The 15,421-nt window shown below is 62.9% G+C and carries 17 protein-coding genes; 1 reads left to right on the top strand and 16 read right to left on the bottom strand.

The annotated features are described in order from the left end of the window. Positions 1-36: 36 nt before the first annotated feature. The 5 genes from FB598_RS02805 to rpsP form a co-directional block, all read right to left on the bottom strand. Positions 37-708 carry a CoA pyrophosphatase gene (locus FB598_RS02805; RefSeq protein WP_141912586.1) on the bottom strand — a complete coding sequence of 224 codons (672 nt, stop codon included), beginning with the start codon at positions 706-708 and terminating at the stop codon, positions 37-39. A gap of 96 nt (positions 709-804) precedes the next feature. Next, positions 805-1,182, bottom strand: a complete 378-nt coding sequence (rplS, locus tag FB598_RS02800) for a 50S ribosomal protein L19 (RefSeq protein WP_141912584.1) — start codon at positions 1,180-1,182, stop codon at positions 805-807. A 239-nt stretch (positions 1,183-1,421) separates the two neighbouring features. Then, complete coding sequence (gene trmD, locus FB598_RS02795) at positions 1,422-2,171, bottom strand: tRNA (guanosine(37)-N1)-methyltransferase TrmD (protein WP_141912582.1); 750 nt, start codon at positions 2,169-2,171, stop codon at positions 1,422-1,424. Between the two features lie 76 nt (positions 2,172-2,247). Beyond that, positions 2,248-2,826, bottom strand: a complete 579-nt coding sequence (gene rimM / locus FB598_RS02790; protein WP_141912580.1) for a ribosome maturation factor RimM — start codon at positions 2,824-2,826, stop codon at positions 2,248-2,250. A 67-nt stretch (positions 2,827-2,893) separates the two neighbouring features. Further along, the gene (gene rpsP, locus FB598_RS02785) at positions 2,894-3,148 is read right to left on the bottom strand and encodes a 30S ribosomal protein S16 (protein ID WP_141913335.1); all 255 of its coding nucleotides are present in this window, start codon (positions 3,146-3,148) and stop codon (positions 2,894-2,896) included. Between the two features lie 315 nt (positions 3,149-3,463). Between rpsP and FB598_RS02780 the strand changes: the two genes are divergently transcribed. Beyond that, entirely contained in the window at positions 3,464-3,886 is a 423-nt protein-coding gene (locus FB598_RS02780) for an NINE protein (protein WP_141912577.1), read from the top strand. A gap of 88 nt (positions 3,887-3,974) precedes the next feature. Here the strand turns inward: FB598_RS02780 and FB598_RS02775 are convergent, their stop codons facing one another. The 11 genes from FB598_RS02775 to FB598_RS02725 form a co-directional block, all read right to left on the bottom strand. After that, complete coding sequence (locus tag FB598_RS02775; protein ID WP_141912575.1) at positions 3,975-5,759, bottom strand: acyl-CoA dehydrogenase; 1,785 nt, start codon at positions 5,757-5,759, stop codon at positions 3,975-3,977. A gap of 138 nt (positions 5,760-5,897) precedes the next feature. Then, complete coding sequence (locus FB598_RS02770; RefSeq protein WP_141912572.1) at positions 5,898-6,827, bottom strand: electron transfer flavoprotein subunit alpha/FixB family protein; 930 nt, start codon at positions 6,825-6,827, stop codon at positions 5,898-5,900. 2 nt (positions 6,828-6,829) lie between these two features. Then, entirely contained in the window at positions 6,830-7,585 is a 756-nt protein-coding gene (locus FB598_RS02765; protein ID WP_141912569.1) for an electron transfer flavoprotein subunit beta/FixA family protein, read from the bottom strand. A 346-nt stretch (positions 7,586-7,931) separates the two neighbouring features. Further along, positions 7,932-8,891 carry a D-glycerate dehydrogenase gene (locus FB598_RS02760; RefSeq protein WP_141912567.1) on the bottom strand — a complete coding sequence of 320 codons (960 nt, stop codon included), beginning with the start codon at positions 8,889-8,891 and terminating at the stop codon, positions 7,932-7,934. A 48-nt stretch (positions 8,892-8,939) separates the two neighbouring features. After that, positions 8,940-9,890: a sugar kinase gene (locus tag FB598_RS02755; RefSeq protein ID WP_141912564.1), complete on the bottom strand. Its 951-nt coding sequence runs from the start codon at positions 9,888-9,890 to the stop codon at positions 8,940-8,942. Between the two features lie 13 nt (positions 9,891-9,903). Then, positions 9,904-10,647 carry a sugar phosphate isomerase/epimerase gene (locus tag FB598_RS02750; protein WP_141912561.1) on the bottom strand — a complete coding sequence of 248 codons (744 nt, stop codon included), beginning with the start codon at positions 10,645-10,647 and terminating at the stop codon, positions 9,904-9,906. After that, positions 10,644-11,378 carry an amino acid ABC transporter ATP-binding protein gene (locus tag FB598_RS02745; protein ID WP_141912558.1) on the bottom strand — a complete coding sequence of 245 codons (735 nt, stop codon included), beginning with the start codon at positions 11,376-11,378 and terminating at the stop codon, positions 10,644-10,646. The genes FB598_RS02750 and FB598_RS02745 overlap by 4 nt, the downstream gene beginning before the upstream one ends. Beyond that, positions 11,365-12,015: an amino acid ABC transporter permease gene (locus FB598_RS02740; RefSeq protein ID WP_141912555.1), complete on the bottom strand. Its 651-nt coding sequence runs from the start codon at positions 12,013-12,015 to the stop codon at positions 11,365-11,367. Before FB598_RS02740 ends, FB598_RS02745 begins: the two co-directional genes overlap by 14 nt. Continuing rightward, a complete protein-coding gene (locus FB598_RS02735) occupies positions 12,015-12,710 on the bottom strand; it encodes an amino acid ABC transporter permease (protein WP_141912552.1) in 696 nt (231 codons plus the stop codon). Before FB598_RS02735 ends, FB598_RS02740 begins: the two co-directional genes overlap by 1 nt. A gap of 189 nt (positions 12,711-12,899) precedes the next feature. Next, a complete protein-coding gene (locus FB598_RS02730; RefSeq protein WP_141912550.1) occupies positions 12,900-13,703 on the bottom strand; it encodes a transporter substrate-binding domain-containing protein in 804 nt (267 codons plus the stop codon). A gap of 272 nt (positions 13,704-13,975) precedes the next feature. Next, positions 13,976-15,097, bottom strand: a complete 1,122-nt coding sequence (locus FB598_RS02725) for a LacI family DNA-binding transcriptional regulator (protein ID WP_221292291.1) — start codon at positions 15,095-15,097, stop codon at positions 13,976-13,978. Positions 15,098-15,421 lie beyond the last annotated feature (324 nt).

Here is a 15,421-nt window from a genome sequence, read left to right as displayed (position 1 = left end):
GGTTTAATGCACGGCAAGCGCTGCCCGGCCTGTGCCTCAGCTACGCAGAAAATGGAAAAGATTGCGCAGCATGCCGGCCGTGGCGCCCCAGATGAAATAGCGCTGGTAAGGCATGGTATAGAAACTGCGGCGGCCTACCGGCTGCGGCAGGTCGATCGAGCGGCGCTGGTGGTTGAGGCCGTCCATCAGGAACGCCAGCGGCACCTCGAAGATCTCGGCCACCTCGCGCGGGTCGGCGACGGTGTCGAACGGCGGCTGGATCAGGCCGGCAACGGGGGTGACGCGATAGCCGGTGCCAGTCAGGTAATCCGGCAAGGAACCGATGACTTCGACATGGCTGCGCGGCAGCCCGATTTCCTCTTCGGTCTCGCGCAGCGCGGTATCGATGGCCGAACTGTCGTAGTCTTCACGCCGCCCGCCCGGGAAACTGATCTGGCCAGCGTGGTCTTTCAGGTCGGCGGTGCGCTGGGTAAACAACACGGTCAGGCCTTCGGGGCGCAGCACGATGGGAATCAACACCGAGGCCAGCCGGAACCGCCCCTTGGCATCGGCCAGGCGGGCCAACTGGTCGCCGCTGTGCTCCGGCTCCCAGCGCGGCGGATCGGCGAAGCGCCGGCGCAGCCAATCGGCATTCAGGCGCGCAGCCTCCAGCGCGCCCTCGCCGGCGACGGCATCCACTGGAAGAATGACAGGGTCGAAACTGGCCACGGTGATCGGCTTAGTGTTTGCAGCCCGGAACCGGGCGGAAATGAAAAAGGGGCGTCGCGAGACACCCCTTTTCCTGAAGCATAAGCATGCCGGGAATTACTCAGCAGCCTTTGCAGCGCGGCTGGGCAGCTTTTCTTTGATGCGAGCCGACTTGCCCGAACGCTCGCGCAGGTAGTACAGCTTGGCGCGACGGACATCGCCACGGCGCTTGACTTCGATCGAAGCGATCAGCGGCGAGTACAGCTGGAAAGTACGCTCCACGCCTTCACCGGAGGAAATCTTGCGGACGATGAAGTTGGAATTCAGGCCGCGGTTGCGACGTGCGATCACGACGCCTTCGTAGGCCTGGGCGCGCTTGCGGGTGCCTTCAACCACGTTGACGCTCACGATGACGGTGTCGCCGGGTGCGAAGTCGGGGATGTTCTTGGCGAGACGCGCGATCTCTTCTTGCTCGAGTTGCTGGATCAGATCCATTTTTTGCTCCTGTAACCATCTTGCTGGCGCCCGGCGCCTTGCGGCCTGCCTTGTTGCCCAGTAGAGGATGGGGTTTCAATCACAACGGCGAAAGGCCGTTGCACGTTGCTGCATGTGGCAACCCTTGGCAGCCAAAGCTGCCGGCGCCGCCACATCTACTACTTCACATCTACTACTTCTTTACGCGATGCATCGCATTTCTTTTGCGGCATCGACGCGGCCTGCATTGTCAGCAGAGCTTACTGCAAACCGCTCAAAAACTTTTCATCGGCACTGCTCAGCAGGCCGTTTTCGCGCGCCCTGGCGATCAGGTCGGGGCGCTTGGCCTGGGTCGCCTCCAGCGCCCGCTGGCGACGCCATTTCTGGATCTCGGCATGGTGGCCGCCAAGCAGAATGGCCGGCACCGCCTCGCCTTCGTACTCTTCCGGCCGCGTATAGTGCGGACAATCGAGCAGGCCGTTGACGAAACTGTCTTCCACCGCCGACGCGCCATCGTTGAGGGCGCCCGGCAACAGGCGGATCACTGCATCCATCAGCGCCATCGCCGGCAACTCGCCGCCGGAGAGGACAAAATCGCCGATGCTGATCTCTTCATCCACGTGCTTGTCGAGCAGGCGCTGGTCGATCGCTTCATAGCGCCCGCACAGCAGCACCACACCCGCATCCTGCGACAGCCTGACCACACGCTCATGGGTGAGCGGCGCGCCTTGCGGCGACAGGTACACCACGCGCGGCGCGGCCAGGCCCAAATCCTGCTGGCGCTGTTTGGCAGCGCCAATGGCTGCCTGCAACGGCTTGGCCAGCATCACCATCCCGGGGCCGCCGCCGTATGGGCGGTCATCCACGGTGCGGTGGTTGTCGGTGGTGAAATCGCGCGGATTCCACAGCGACAACTCCCAGCGTTTCTGCTCCAGCGCCCGGCGGGTAATGCCCGACTGCGTCAGCGCCGCGAACATCTCGGGAAACAGAGTGACGACATCGAACTGCATCACGCCTCCATTTCCATGAAACCTTGTTTGATATCGGCGCTATGGCAACGACCGGAAATGAAAAAACTGACCGTAGTCAGTAGTCCAGTCCCCAGTCGACGATGATCTTCTTTTCTGCTTGCTGCACCGTCTTGACGAACTGGCCGACAAACGGGATCAGCAACTCGGGTTGGCTGGCCGGCTTCCCTTCGGCGCCCTGCCCGGCTTCCTGCGCCGGCATGGCCACGCGCAGGATGGGATGGGCGCCGTTGTCCATCATGTCGGCCACCACGCCCAGCTGTTCGCCCTGCAGGTTTTCCACGGAGGCGCCGATCAGGTCGACCCAGTAGAACTCGTCGTCGTCCAGCGCCGGGAAGTGCTTGCGGGAGATATAGACCACATTGCCCTTGAGCGCTTCGGCGGCATTGCGATCGGCCACGCCGGTCAGGCGGGCGACGACATCGCCGCTATGCCCCTTGGACTGCATGACTTCGGCATCCTGCTTGGGCAGGCCGGATTTCTCCAGCCACCAGGTTTTCGCATTCAGCAAGGCATCGGCTTGCGCCGAATACGGACGCACGCGAATCCAGCCCTGAATGCCGTAGGCTCCCGTCACATGGCCGACGATCACGAGATCGCCGGGTGCTTCGATGCCTGCCTGGACTGGATTATTCACTGATACGCCATATCTGGCCCGCTTCCATGCGCCACAATGGGCAGGAAAACAGACCGGACAAACTTAATTAAGCAGCAGCCTTCTTGCCAGCGTCGGCAACCAGACGGGCAACGGTCGGCGACAATTGCGCGCCAACGCCTTGCCAGTGGGCCAGACGGTCGGCAGCGATGCGCACGACTTCTTCCTTGCCCGATGCAACCGGGTTGTAGAAGCCGATACGCTCGATGAAACGGCCGTCGCGGCGATTGCGCGAGTCGGTTGCAACGATGTTGTAGAAGGGGCGCTTCTTGGCGCCGCCACGAGCTAAACGAATAACGACCATAATGGTTCCAGTAAGAATACGGACACGGAAAAGCCGCAAATTATAACGGACTTCCACACCCTACGGCAACCTGATTACCGCTTTTGTGTGCCTAACCAACGCAGAAAGGTCGCAAAAACCGCCGATTCCGATGCCAAATTACATCAGGGCAAGGGCTGCACAAGCCTCTCGCGCGCGTATCGATGACAAAATAACAAAGACACCCTGCCCTTTCTCGCAAGTAAGATGTCTGCGGCGATCAGCTATACTTGGCCGATATCCATACGACAACATCGCCGCCGGCCGCAACGCCGCGCGCACACAATGAGACCAGGCATGAGCAATCCAAGCACGCACAAGAACAAAACCCTGGCCACCCTGATCGCCGCCGTGCTGGGCGGCATCGGCCTCCACCGTTTTTACCTCCACGGCATGCGCGACCGCTTCGGCTGGCTGCACGTCTTCTCGGTTCCGCTCTCGCTGGCGCTGATGGCCGCCTACCCGCAGGCGCCGCAATTGTTTACCGCCCTGCCCTTTGTGCTGTCCATCCTGTGCGGTTGCCTGGAAGCGCTGGTGCTCGGCCTCACGCCCGATAACAAATGGGACCTCAAACATAACCCCGCCAGCGGCCGGCAATCGGAATCGCACTGGATCCTGGCCGTGATCATCATCTTGACGGTCGGCGTAGGCGCAATGGGCCTGATCGCCCTGCTGGCGCGCAGCTTCGACCTGCTGTTTACCGGCGGCGCATTCGGCTGAGACCGACCGCCGCCAAGACAAAGCCCGGAAGGCCTGCTACGGCCTTCCGGGCTTTTTCATCGCTTCCCGATCAGGAATCGGATCCCGCTCAGAACTGCTCTTCGCTCAACGCCAGCACCGATTGCGCGCCATCGACGATGGCAGTACGGTAAGCCAGCGCCTGCGGCAGGATCTGGTCGGCAAAGAAGCGCGCGGTGGCCAGCTTGGCCTCATGGAACCCGGCATCGCCTTCGCCCGCCTTCAGCCTGGCCGCAGAGATAGCCGCGGCGCGCGCCATCTGCCAGCCGCCCAGCACCACGCCGGCCATCTTCAGATAGGTCACGCTGCCGGCGAACACCGACTTGATGTCGCCCTTGATGTTGGCCACCACGTAGTCGACCACCTCTTCCAGCGCGCCGGCCGCCTCGTTCAGGCGCAGGCCGATAGGCTTCAAGCCGGCATCGCCCTCCAGCCCGGCAGCGGTCTTGCGCACCTGGGCGATGATGCCCTTGGCAACGGCGCCGCCATCGCGCGCGGTCTTGCGGCCGACCAGGTCGTTGGCCTGGATCGCGGTAGTGCCTTCGTAGATCGACAGGATGCGCGCGTCGCGGTAGTACTGCGCGGCGCCGGTCTCTTCGATGAAGCCCATGCCACCATGCACCTGCACGCCGGTTGAGGTGACATCGATGGCCAGTTCGGTCGACCAGCCCTTGACGATGGGCACCAGGTATTCATAGAAGGCCTGGTTGGCCTTGCGCGTGGCCTCGTCCGGATGGAAGTGCGCGACGTCCGAAGTGGCGGCGGCAACATAGGCCAGCGCGCGCGCGCCCTCGATCTGGGCGCGCATCGACATCAGCATGCGGCGCACGTCCGGCTGATGGATGATGGTGACGGCGCCGGCGGAACCGGCCAGGTCGCGCGACTGCACGCGTTCCCTGGCGTAAGCGACGGCCTTCTGGTAAGCGCGCTCGGACACCGCCAGGCCTTGGATGCCGACCGCGAAACGCGCCGCGTTCATCATGATGAACATATATTCCAGGCCACGGTTTTCCTCGCCCACCAGCGTGCCGATGGCGCCGCCGTGGTCGCCGAACTGCAGCACCGCGGTCGGGCTGGCCTTGATGCCCAGCTTGTGTTCGATCGAGACGCAATGCACGTCGTTGCGCTCGCCCAGCGAGCCGTCGGCGTTGACCAGGAACTTGGGCACGACGAACAGCGAGATGCCCTTGACGCCCTCCGGCGCATTCGGCGTGCGCGCCAGCACTAGGTGCACGATGTTCTCGGCCATGTCGTGCTCGCCGTAGGTGATGAAGATCTTGGTGCCGGACAGCTTGTAGGTGCCGTCGCCCTGCGGCACCGCGCGCGTGCGCACCAGCGCCAGGTCGGAGCCGGCCTGCGGCTCGGTCAGGTTCATCGTGCCGGTCCATTTGCCGGAGATGAAGTTGGCGATGTAGGTTTCCTGCTGCTCCTTGGTGCCGGCCGTCATCAGCGCCTCGATGGTGCCGTCGGTCAGCAGCGGGCACAGCGCGAAGGACAGGTTGGCCGAGTTCAGCATCTCGATGCAGGGCGTGGCCAGCAGCTTGGGCAAACCCTGGCCGCCGAATTCGACCGGATGCTGCACGCCTTGCCAGCCGGCTTCGCCGAACTGCTTGAAGGCTTCCTTGAAGCCGGCGCTGGTGGTGACTTTACCGTCAGTCCAGTAGCTGGGCTGCTGGTCGCCGGAATGGTTCAGCGGCGCCACCACTTCGCTGCAGAACTTGGCATTCTCTTCCAGGATGGCCTCGGCCGTCTCCGGCGTGGCATCCTCGCAGCCCGGCATGACGTTGACCTCGGCCAACCCTGCCAGCTCGTTCATGACGAACAACATATCCTTCAATGGCGCGGTGTAACTCATCTCCAACCTCCTGAGTGAAACGCTCTGCGTCGTTTCCTGCTTGCGAAAAAATGCCTCCGGCGACAAAAAACAAAGCGGCGCCGGATGAAAATACCCCGGCGTAAGCCGGGGCAAAAACTACCGTGAAACCTGCCTGGGTCAGCCCAGTTGCTTGACCAGTTCGGGCACGACCTCGAACAGGTCGCCGACGATGCCGTAGTCTGCCACCGAGAAGATCGGCGCTTCCTCATCCTTGTTGATCGCCACGATCACCTTGGAATCCTTCATGCCCGCCAAATGCTGGATCGCGCCCGAGATGCCGACCGCGATGTAGAGCTGCGGCGCCACGATCTTGCCGGTCTGGCCAACTTGCCAGTCGTTGGGCACGTAACCGGCGTCCACTGCCGCGCGCGATGCGCCCATGGCGGCATTCAGCTTGTCGGCCAGCGGCTCCAGGATCTTGAAGCTTTCCGACGAACCCATGCCGCGCCCGCCCGAGACGATGATCTTGGCCGCGGTCAGTTCCGGACGGTCCGACTTGGCCACCTCGCGGCCGACGAAGCTGGACTTGCCCGAATCGGCCACGGCCGGAATGCTTTCCACCGCCGCCGAGCCGCCTTGCGCGGCCTGGTCGAAACCGGTGGTGCGCACGGTGATGACCTTGATCGGGTCAAGCGATTGCACGGTGGCAATCGCATTGCCGGCATAGATCGGGCGCTCGAAGGTATCGGGCGAATCGACCTTGGTGATGTCGGAAATCTGCGCCACATCCAGCCTGGCGGCCACGCGCGGCAGGATGTTCTTGCCGTAGGCGGTGGCCGGCGCCAGGATGTGGCTGTAGTCGCGGGCGATGGCCAGGACTTGTTCCGCCACGTTCTCGGCCAGGCCGTCGGCGAATTGCGCGCCGTCGGCCAGCAGCACCTTGGCCACGCCCGCCACTTGTGCGGCGGCGTCGGCTGCAGCCTTGGCGTTGGCGCCGGCGACCAGGACGTGGATATCGCCGCCGGCCTGCATGGCGGCGGTGATGGTGTTGAGGGTGCTGCCTTTCAGGCTGGCGTTGTCGTGTTCGGCAATAACGAGTGCGGTCATGATCAGATCACCTTTGCTTCATTTTTCAGTTTGGCCACCAGCGTCGCGACGTCCGGCACCTTCACGCCGGCGCTGCGCTTGGGCGGCTCGGCGACCTTCAGCGTCTTCACGCGCGGCGCCACATCCACGCCCAGTTCGTCGGGCTTGACGATATCCAGCTGTTTCTTCTTGGCCTTCATGATGTTGGGCAGCGTCACGTAACGCGGCTCGTTCAGGCGCAGGTCGGTGGTGATGATGGCCGGCAGGCTCAGGGCCAGGGTTTCCAGGCCGCCGTCCACTTCGCGGGTCACGGTGACCTTGCCGTCTTCCAGCACCACCTTGGAGGCGAAGGTGGCTTGCGGCCAGCCCAGCAAGGCGGCCAGCATCTGGCCGGTCTGGTTGCAGTCGTCGTCGATGGCCTGCTTGCCCAGGATGATCAGCTGCGGCTGTTCCTTCTCGGCCAGCGCCTTGAGGATCTTGGCCACGGCCAGCGGCTGCAGTTCCACGTCCGCGCCGACTTCGGCCAGGATGCCGCGGTCGGCGCCGATGGCCATCGCGGTGCGCAGGGTTTCCTGGCATTGCGTCACGCCGGCGGAAACGGCGATGACCTCGGTCACCTTGCCGCCTTCCTTCAGACGCACGGCTTCTTCCACCGCGATTTCGTCAAACGGGTTCATCGACATCTTGACGTTCGCAATATCCACGCCCGTGCCGTCGCTCTTGACCCGCACCTTCACGTTGTAATCCACTACGCGCTTGACTGGTACTAATACTTTCATCGCATGGCCCTTGAAAAATCGAATTGACGTAAACGTAAACTTTTGCGGAATTATAAAAGCAAAACGAAGCGCTCACCAAAATTTAGCACGATCGTTCTTTTTGATATCCGAAGCATACACATTAATTTCCTGGAGCGGAAGAGCAATTGCCGCCGCGAACAAAAAACTTCAAGAGGATGCGGCTACCGGGCTTCAACGGCGGGGATATATCGATACTGCAATGCAATATGGAAATTCCGCCAAATGGAACGCCTGTGCGACCGGCCAATGACATTAGCCGGGAATTTCCGCCCGTCGCAGGATAAACCACGAAAGCCCGCCAGACGTTCCGCGGCGCGGATCGGAATCAGGCCGCCAGATGCGGCACCTTCTCGCCACGCAAACCGGCAACCAGGTTGGCCACGGCCAACTCGGCCATCGCCATGCGCGTTTCGTGCGTGGCCGAACCGATATGCGGCAAGGCCACCACGTTGGAAAGCGTCAACAACGGCGAATCGGCCGGCAACGGCTCGACTTCGAACACGTCGAGGCCGGCGGCATGGATGGTCCTGTCCTGCAAGGCCTGGATCAGCGCGGCCTCATCGACGATGCGCCCGCGCGAGGCGTTGATGAAAATGGCGCTGCGCTTCATCAGCCCGAACTCGCGCGCGCCGAACATCTTTTCTGTCTCCGGCGTCAGCGGCAGCATCAGGCAGACGAAGTCGGATTGCGCCAGCAAGGCCTCCTTGCTGACGAAAGTAGCGTCCAGCTCGCGCTCGGCCTCGGGATTGGGGCGCGTGTTGTTGTACAGGATCTTCATGCCGAAACCGTGATGGGCGCGCCGCGCCACCGCGCTGCCGATGCGGCCCATGCCGATCAGGCCCAATGTCTTGCCGTGCACGTTGACGCCGTATTGCGCTTCGCCGATGCTGCCCCTCCAGTTGCCGGCCTTGACGAACTCGGCCAGCTCCACCACGCGGCGCGCGCTGGCCAGGATCAGGGAAAAGATGGTGTCGGCGGTAGCTTCGGTGAGTACGCCGGGGGTGTGCGCCAGCATCAGGCCGCGCTGCTTGAAATAGTCCAGGTCGAAATTGTCGACGCCGACCGAGACAGTCGAGGCGATCTTCAATGCCGGCGCGCCTTCCAGCATCTCGTTGGTGATCGGCAGGCTGGCGCCGATCATGCCGTGGGCGGTCTTGAGCGCTTCCAGGAACGCGGCGCGGTTGCCGTCGTTGATGCGGTCGAACAGGGTCACATCGAATTCAGCTTGCAGTTGCTCCGTCAGATGCTCCGGCAATTTCTTGTACACCACCACACGCTGTTTCATCGGTCTTCCTGTCCTGTTGTCCTGTTGAATTGCATTGCTTGGGCCGGATTAGCCCGCGGCCTCCAGCTCCGCACGGGTCGGCAGGCCTTCCATGTCGCCCACCACCTGGATGGCGAAGGCGCCGATGCGGTTGCCGCGCATCACCGCCTGCTCGACCGGCAATCCTTCCAGCATGCCGCTGATGACGCCGACCGCGAAACCGTCGCCGGCGCCTACCGTATCGACCACTTCCTTGACCTTGACGCCGGCAACCGTGCCTTCACCGTCGGCATTGCGCCAGTACGCGCCCTCGGCGCCGAGCTTGATGACCACCATCGATACGCCGCGCTCCAGGTAGAAGGCGGCAATATCGCGGGCCTGGGTGTAGCCCGTCAGGATTTTTCCTTCGGACAGCCCCGGCAAGACCCAGTCGGCCTTGAAGGCCAGCTCGTTGAGCTTCTGCGCCATTGCCTCCTGCGATGGCCACAGCATGGGACGCAGGTTGGGATCGAAGGAAATCGTCTTGCCGCGCGCGCGCATGAAGTCCAGCGCATGATGGGCGAATTGCATGGTGGTCGCCGACAGCGCCGGCGCAATGCCGGTCGCATGCAGGTGGCGCGCATTGCCGAAATACCGCTCGTCGAAGTCGGCCACCGACAAATGGCTGGCGGCCGAACCCTTGCGGTAATACTCGATCGCCGGATCGGCCCCATCCACCGCCTTGGCCTTCAACTGGATCGCCGTGCGAAATTCCATGTCGGTGATCACGCGGCTGACATCGACGTTTTCCTGCGCCACGCGCTTCCTGATGAAGCGCCCGAACGAGTCGTTGCCCACGCGGCTGGCCCAGCCCACCTTCAATCCCAGCCGCGCCAGCCCGATGGCCACGTTGGTCTCGGCGCCGGCCAGGCGCCGCGTGTATTTCTCCACATCCTCGAAGGCCCCGACCTCATCGGCCACCAGCAAGGCCAGCGCCTCGCCATAGGTCACCACATCCAGCTGCACTGCATCCGTAGTCATCGTTCTCTTTCCGTCAAACCGAAGCCAGTAGCGCCACGTAGCGCCGCGTGACTTCCTCCAGGTCGCTGCCCACCAGCGGGAACTCGATGGCCCGCTGTATTCCCTTGGGGAAGTGCGACAGCAATTGCGGCCAATGCGCATCCTGCGCTTCCAGCGGCACCGCCTTGAGCTTGCCCTGGTCTTCGCGCACGCCCTTGCAATGCACGTAGCGCACATACGGCGCCAGCGTGCGCGCCGCCAGGTCGGGGTCGATGCCGTGCCAGCGCCAGTTGCCCATATCGAAAGTCATGCCGAAGGCATGACCGTTGCCGGTGCACAGGGAAAGGAAGCTGACGATAGGCTCCAGCCTGCCGCCCTGCGCGGTCTGGTCGTTTTCCAGCAATACCTCGACCGGCGCCTTTGACAGGTAACGCAACAATGCCTGCAAGTCGCTGGCCGCCGAGAAATGGCCGAGCGAAACCTTCAGGTAACGCGCGCCCACCTCTTCCGCCTCGGCCATGGCGAGCTCGATCGTCGCCCGGTCGAACTTGCCGTCCGCGCCGAACAGCTCGAACGGCGCCGAGTAGACCGAAAACAGCTTGCGCTGCGCAATGAGCGCGCGCAAGGCCGGCAGGTCCTGCGGGCCGTCGAACAGCTCGCGCCGGATCTCCAGCCCGGCCGCGCCGGCGCCGGCCACTATATGCACCAGGTCGGCATGGCCCACGCGGCGCACCAGATCGGCCCCGTAAGCGGAGGCCGCCACCAGGACGGGAGTCATTTGACCGAACCCGCGCCGATGAACTGCCTGGCTTCCGGCGTCTGCGGATCGGCGAAGAACTCCTTCGACGGCCGCGCCTCCCACACCCGGCCCTGATGCATGAAAACGGTCAGGTCGGCCACGCGGCGGGCGAATTCCATTTCGTGCGTGACCAGCAGCATGGTCATGCCGCCGCGCGCCAGCTCTTCCATCACCTTCAGCACTTCGACCGTCAACTCAGGATCCAGCGCCGAGGTCACCTCGTCGAACAGCATCACCTGCGGCTCCATCGCCAGCGAACGCGCGATCGCCACGCGCTGCTGCTGGCCGCCGGAAAGCTGCTCGGGATAGGCGTCGCGCTTGTGCTCCAGCCCGACCTGCTTGAGCACCTTGATGGCGGTCTCGCGGCTGGCCTCGGTGGCGACCTTCTTGACGATGCGCGGCGAGAGCATGATGTTTTCCTCCACCGTCAGGTGCGGAAACAGGTTGTAGTGCTGGAACACCATGCCCACGTCCTTGCGCAACTCGATCAGGTGCTCATGCTTGTTGGTCAGCTTGTGCCCGGCCACGGTGATGCTGCCGCCGTCGATGGTTTCCAGGCCGTTGATGCAGCGGAGCATGGTGCTCTTGCCGGAACCCGAGCGACCGATGATCGCCACCACCTGGCCGCGTTCGACCGACAGCGAGATGCCGTTGAGGACCTGGTTGCTGCCGAAGCTCTTGGTGATGTTGTCAATCTCAACGATGGGCATGTAATTTCCTCTCTAAGGCGAAGCTGAAGCGCGACAGCGGATAGCAGAATACGAAATAAATGGCGGCCACGACCGGGAACACCAGGAACGGCTGGAAGGTCGCGTTGCTGACCAGCTTGCCGGCCTGGGCCAGTTCCACCAGGCCGATGATGGATGCGATCGAGGTGTTCTTGACGATCTGCACCAGGAAGCCCACGGTGGGCGGCAGCGAGATGCGCATGGCCTGCGGCAAGATCACGTAGCGCAGTTGTTGCCAGCGCGTCATGGCCAGCGCGGTCGAGGCTTCCCACTGCGGCACCGGCACGGCCTCGATGCAACCGCGCCAGATCTCGCCCAGGTAGGCGCTGGCATAGATCGTCATGGCGATGGTCGCCGCCACCATCGGCGGCAGCTTGTAGCCGAAGATCGCCAGCCCGTAGAACGACAGGAACAGGATGATCAGCACCGGCGTGCCCTGGATGATCTGGATGTAGACCGCCGAAATGAAACGCAGCGCCTGGATGTGCGAGGTGCGCATCAGGGCCACGATGAAGCCGGCGATGCCGCCGCCGACGAAGGCCAGCGCGGACAGCAGCAGGGTCCACTGCGCCGCTTCCAGCAGGAACAGGAACTGGTCGAAGGAAAATTCTGAAAGCATTACATCCTCCTCGGACGGGGAACGCCCAGACGGCGGCGACGTTTGAACACAACCAGGCCGATCAGCCAGAAGGCCAGTCGGAACAGCAGCGCCAGTGCGATGTAGAGGAACATCACCACCAGGTAGATCTCGAAGCTGCGGAAGGTCTCTGCATCAAGCAGGTTGGCAGTGGCGGTCAGCTCCTCGGCCGAGATCGCCGACACGATGCTGGAGGCCAGCATCATCAGCGTGAACTGGCTGGCCAGCGCCGGATAGACCTTCTCCAGCGCCGGCGTCAACACCACATGCCGGATCACCTGGGCGCGCGTCATGGCCAGCGCCTGCGCCGCCTCGATCTGCGAAGGATGGATCGCCATCATGCCGGCGCGCACGATCTCGGTGGAATAGGCGCCGAGGTTGACCGTCATCGCCACCAGCGCGGCGAGGTTGGCATCGACCTGCACCCCGATCGAAGGCAAGCCGAAGAAAATGATGAACAGCTGGACCAGGAACGGCGTGCTGCGGATCAGCTCCACATAGGACGTCACCGCGAAGCGGGCCGGGGCCGAACCGTGAATGCTCACGATCGCTCCGAAGATCCCCACCGCCAAACCGCAAATCATCGACAGCGCGCTCAGCCGGATGGTGAGCAGCGCGCCCATCAGCAACTGGTCCAGATGCTGAAAGATGAACGCGAACTGAAAGTCGTAATGCATTGTGTACTCCTTGCGCTTTCCGCCATCGGGGATAGCGCGACTTCAACTGCACTCTTTGCCTGTTTCCTCCCGCTCGAACCGAACAGGCCCTTCAGGGCCGCATCGCAGGCGCGCCGTCTGTGCGCCTGCGATACGCGGCTACGCCGCTATCCAGTCCGAACGATGATCCAGCCAATCCGAAATAACCGCTCAGAACACCGGCAGGTTCGGCAACGGGCCCGACCACTTGCGCGAGATCGCATCCAGTTCGCCGTTCAGCTTGACGTAGTAGATGAAGTTGTTGAGCCACTGCTGCAGTTCATAGGAGCCCTTGCGCACGGTCATCGAGTTCGGCTGCACCGAGTACGGGAACTTGACTTCGATCTTGCCCTGGCCGCGGGTCTTCACGATTTCGGTCGCCATGGTATTGGGGATCGAGATCGCATCGACCTGATTGGACAGCAACGCCTGGGTCACGGTGGAGTCGTCCTCGAAGCGAACCAGCACGGTGCCCGGAGGCGCCAGGCGGGTCAGCGCGGTGTCGTTGGTGCTGCCGCGCGAGACGCCGACCTTCTTCTTCACCAGGTCATCCAGCTTCTTGTAGTTGGAACCGACCGGACCGACGATGGACAGCTCGAAGCCGCTGTAGGGAATGGTGAACAAGACCGCCTTGGCGCGCTCCGGCGTCGGCGCCAGGGTCGCGGCCAGCATGTCGACCTTGCCCGACTCCAGCGCCGGGATGCGGGCCGGCGGCACCAGCGGGACGATTTCCACCGGCAGGCCGAGGTACTTGCCGATCAGGTTCGCCACATCGACGTCGTAGCCGATCGGCGTGCCCTTGGCATCGACGCTGCCGAACGGCGGGGTGCCGCTGACCACGCCGATGGTGATCTTGCCCTTCTTGGTCAGCTCGGCGATGCTCTGCGCGCTGGCGCTGGCTGCGCCAGCGACCGCGCAGGTCGCGGCCAAGGTCAGCGCGATGAATTTGGTGCTGAAAAGCTTCTTGATGCTCATCCTAGTCTCCTGAAAATGCGCCGTGGGTCACGGCAGTCCGTAAGGCTTGCGCCCCTCTTTATTGCCTGCCTGATATCTCTCAGGTCTGTTGCCCGGCCATCAAGGCCGGTGGTCCTGCAATCCAGTTTTTCGCGCCGATGACGTCATGCCATCTGTCATGCTTTAAGGTCTTACCAGCCGAGTTCAATCTGCCGGCGTCAACTATCCGATCTATCCAGTACATCCGGTCACAATCCTTGGTACCGGTTCCAGAATGAATCGCATGGGGCGCCTCATGCGGCAACCGCTCCCTGTCCCTGCGTCATCGCGCCGGCATGCGCGATCTTTTGCGCCGCCCTGCTGCTCAAGGCCATCTCGTCATTGCCGGCCACGCTGCGACTGGAACCGCGACTGATCAGCCGGCCGTCCAGCAGAATCTCCATGCGCACCGAGCGCTCGCCATTGATGCGCACCAGCAGGCGTTCAATGGCCGTAAAGCCGATCTCGTAGGTAGGCTGCTCGATGGTGCTGATGCCGGCGCCCACCAGCGGCGACCATGCGAGTTCATCGAAACTCAGCAGGCCGACATCGTCCGGAAAACGCAGCTTCATGCTCTGCAGCGCCAGCGCGATCTGCAGCGCCACCATGCCGTTGCCGGCCAGGATGGCGATGCGGCCGCCGCTGTCGCTCCGGCGCAGGAAGAATTCGCGCAGCACCGTGGCCGTATGGCCGGGCTGGTCGATGTGCACCTCCAGCGTTTCGCCATGGCAATGCGCATACTGCTCCATCGCCTGCAGAAATCCCGCCTGGCGCCCCTGGCGCGAACTCACGCCGTGCAATGGCTGCACTACCAGGGCGATATCGGTATAGCCCTGCTCCAGCAAATGGCGCGTGGCCAGTTGCGCCGCGCCGACGTTATCCAGGCCGACCAGGTCGAAATCGCAACCTTCGACACGACGGTCCAGCAGCACCACCGGAAACGCGGCCTGCCCCAGTTCCTTGAGCGGCGTCACATTGCGTCCCTGCGTATTGAACAGCAGGCCCTCCACGCTGTAGGAATGCAGCGCCGCCAGCGACTGCTTCTCGCGCTGCTCGTCGTTGCCGGTATTGCACAGCATGAGCGTGTAGCCATATTTCTGGCACGCGGCTTCGGCGCCGTGCAGCACCGCCACCGAATACGGATTGAGGATGTCGGCCACCAGCATGCCGATCAGCCGGGTACGCCCGCCCTTGAGGCCGCGCGCCATCTGGCTGGGCTGGTAGCCGAGACGGGCGATGGTCTTGCCGATCTGGTCGCGCAGGCGCGCCGACAGCGCGTCGAACTCGCCGCCGAGAAATCTGGATACGCTGGTTTTCGACACGCCGGCCTCACGCGCAACCTGCGCGATGGTGACCCGGTCGGTGCCGGTCTTCATGCTTTGTCTCACTATTGCCCGCCAAATCAGAGGATCGTTATCGGTCGATTTGTACTTCCCGGGTTCCGGGCTGCTCATTTATTTGAATCTTTTGGAACCGGTTCCAAAAGTAACAGCGAAAAAATCGTTTGGCAAACTAATTTGAGATGAAAAATTTGATGCGGAATGATGAAGCGCCATCACTTCGGATACGGATGGGACAGGCGCTCCCGGGACATTCACCCGAAAGGCGACGGCTTCCGGGCAAGGATGCTGCGACGCATCTCCGGCCGACTGGCTGCATCAGGTTCGGCCGATGCCAGAAATTTGTAAATATTTGTTGCG

The sequence above is a fragment of the Herbaspirillum sp. SJZ106 genome (genome assembly GCF_006715495.1).
Classification (GTDB): domain Bacteria; phylum Pseudomonadota; class Gammaproteobacteria; order Burkholderiales; family Burkholderiaceae_D; genus Herbaspirillum.
This window is presented reverse-complemented; position numbering and strand designations above follow the sequence as displayed.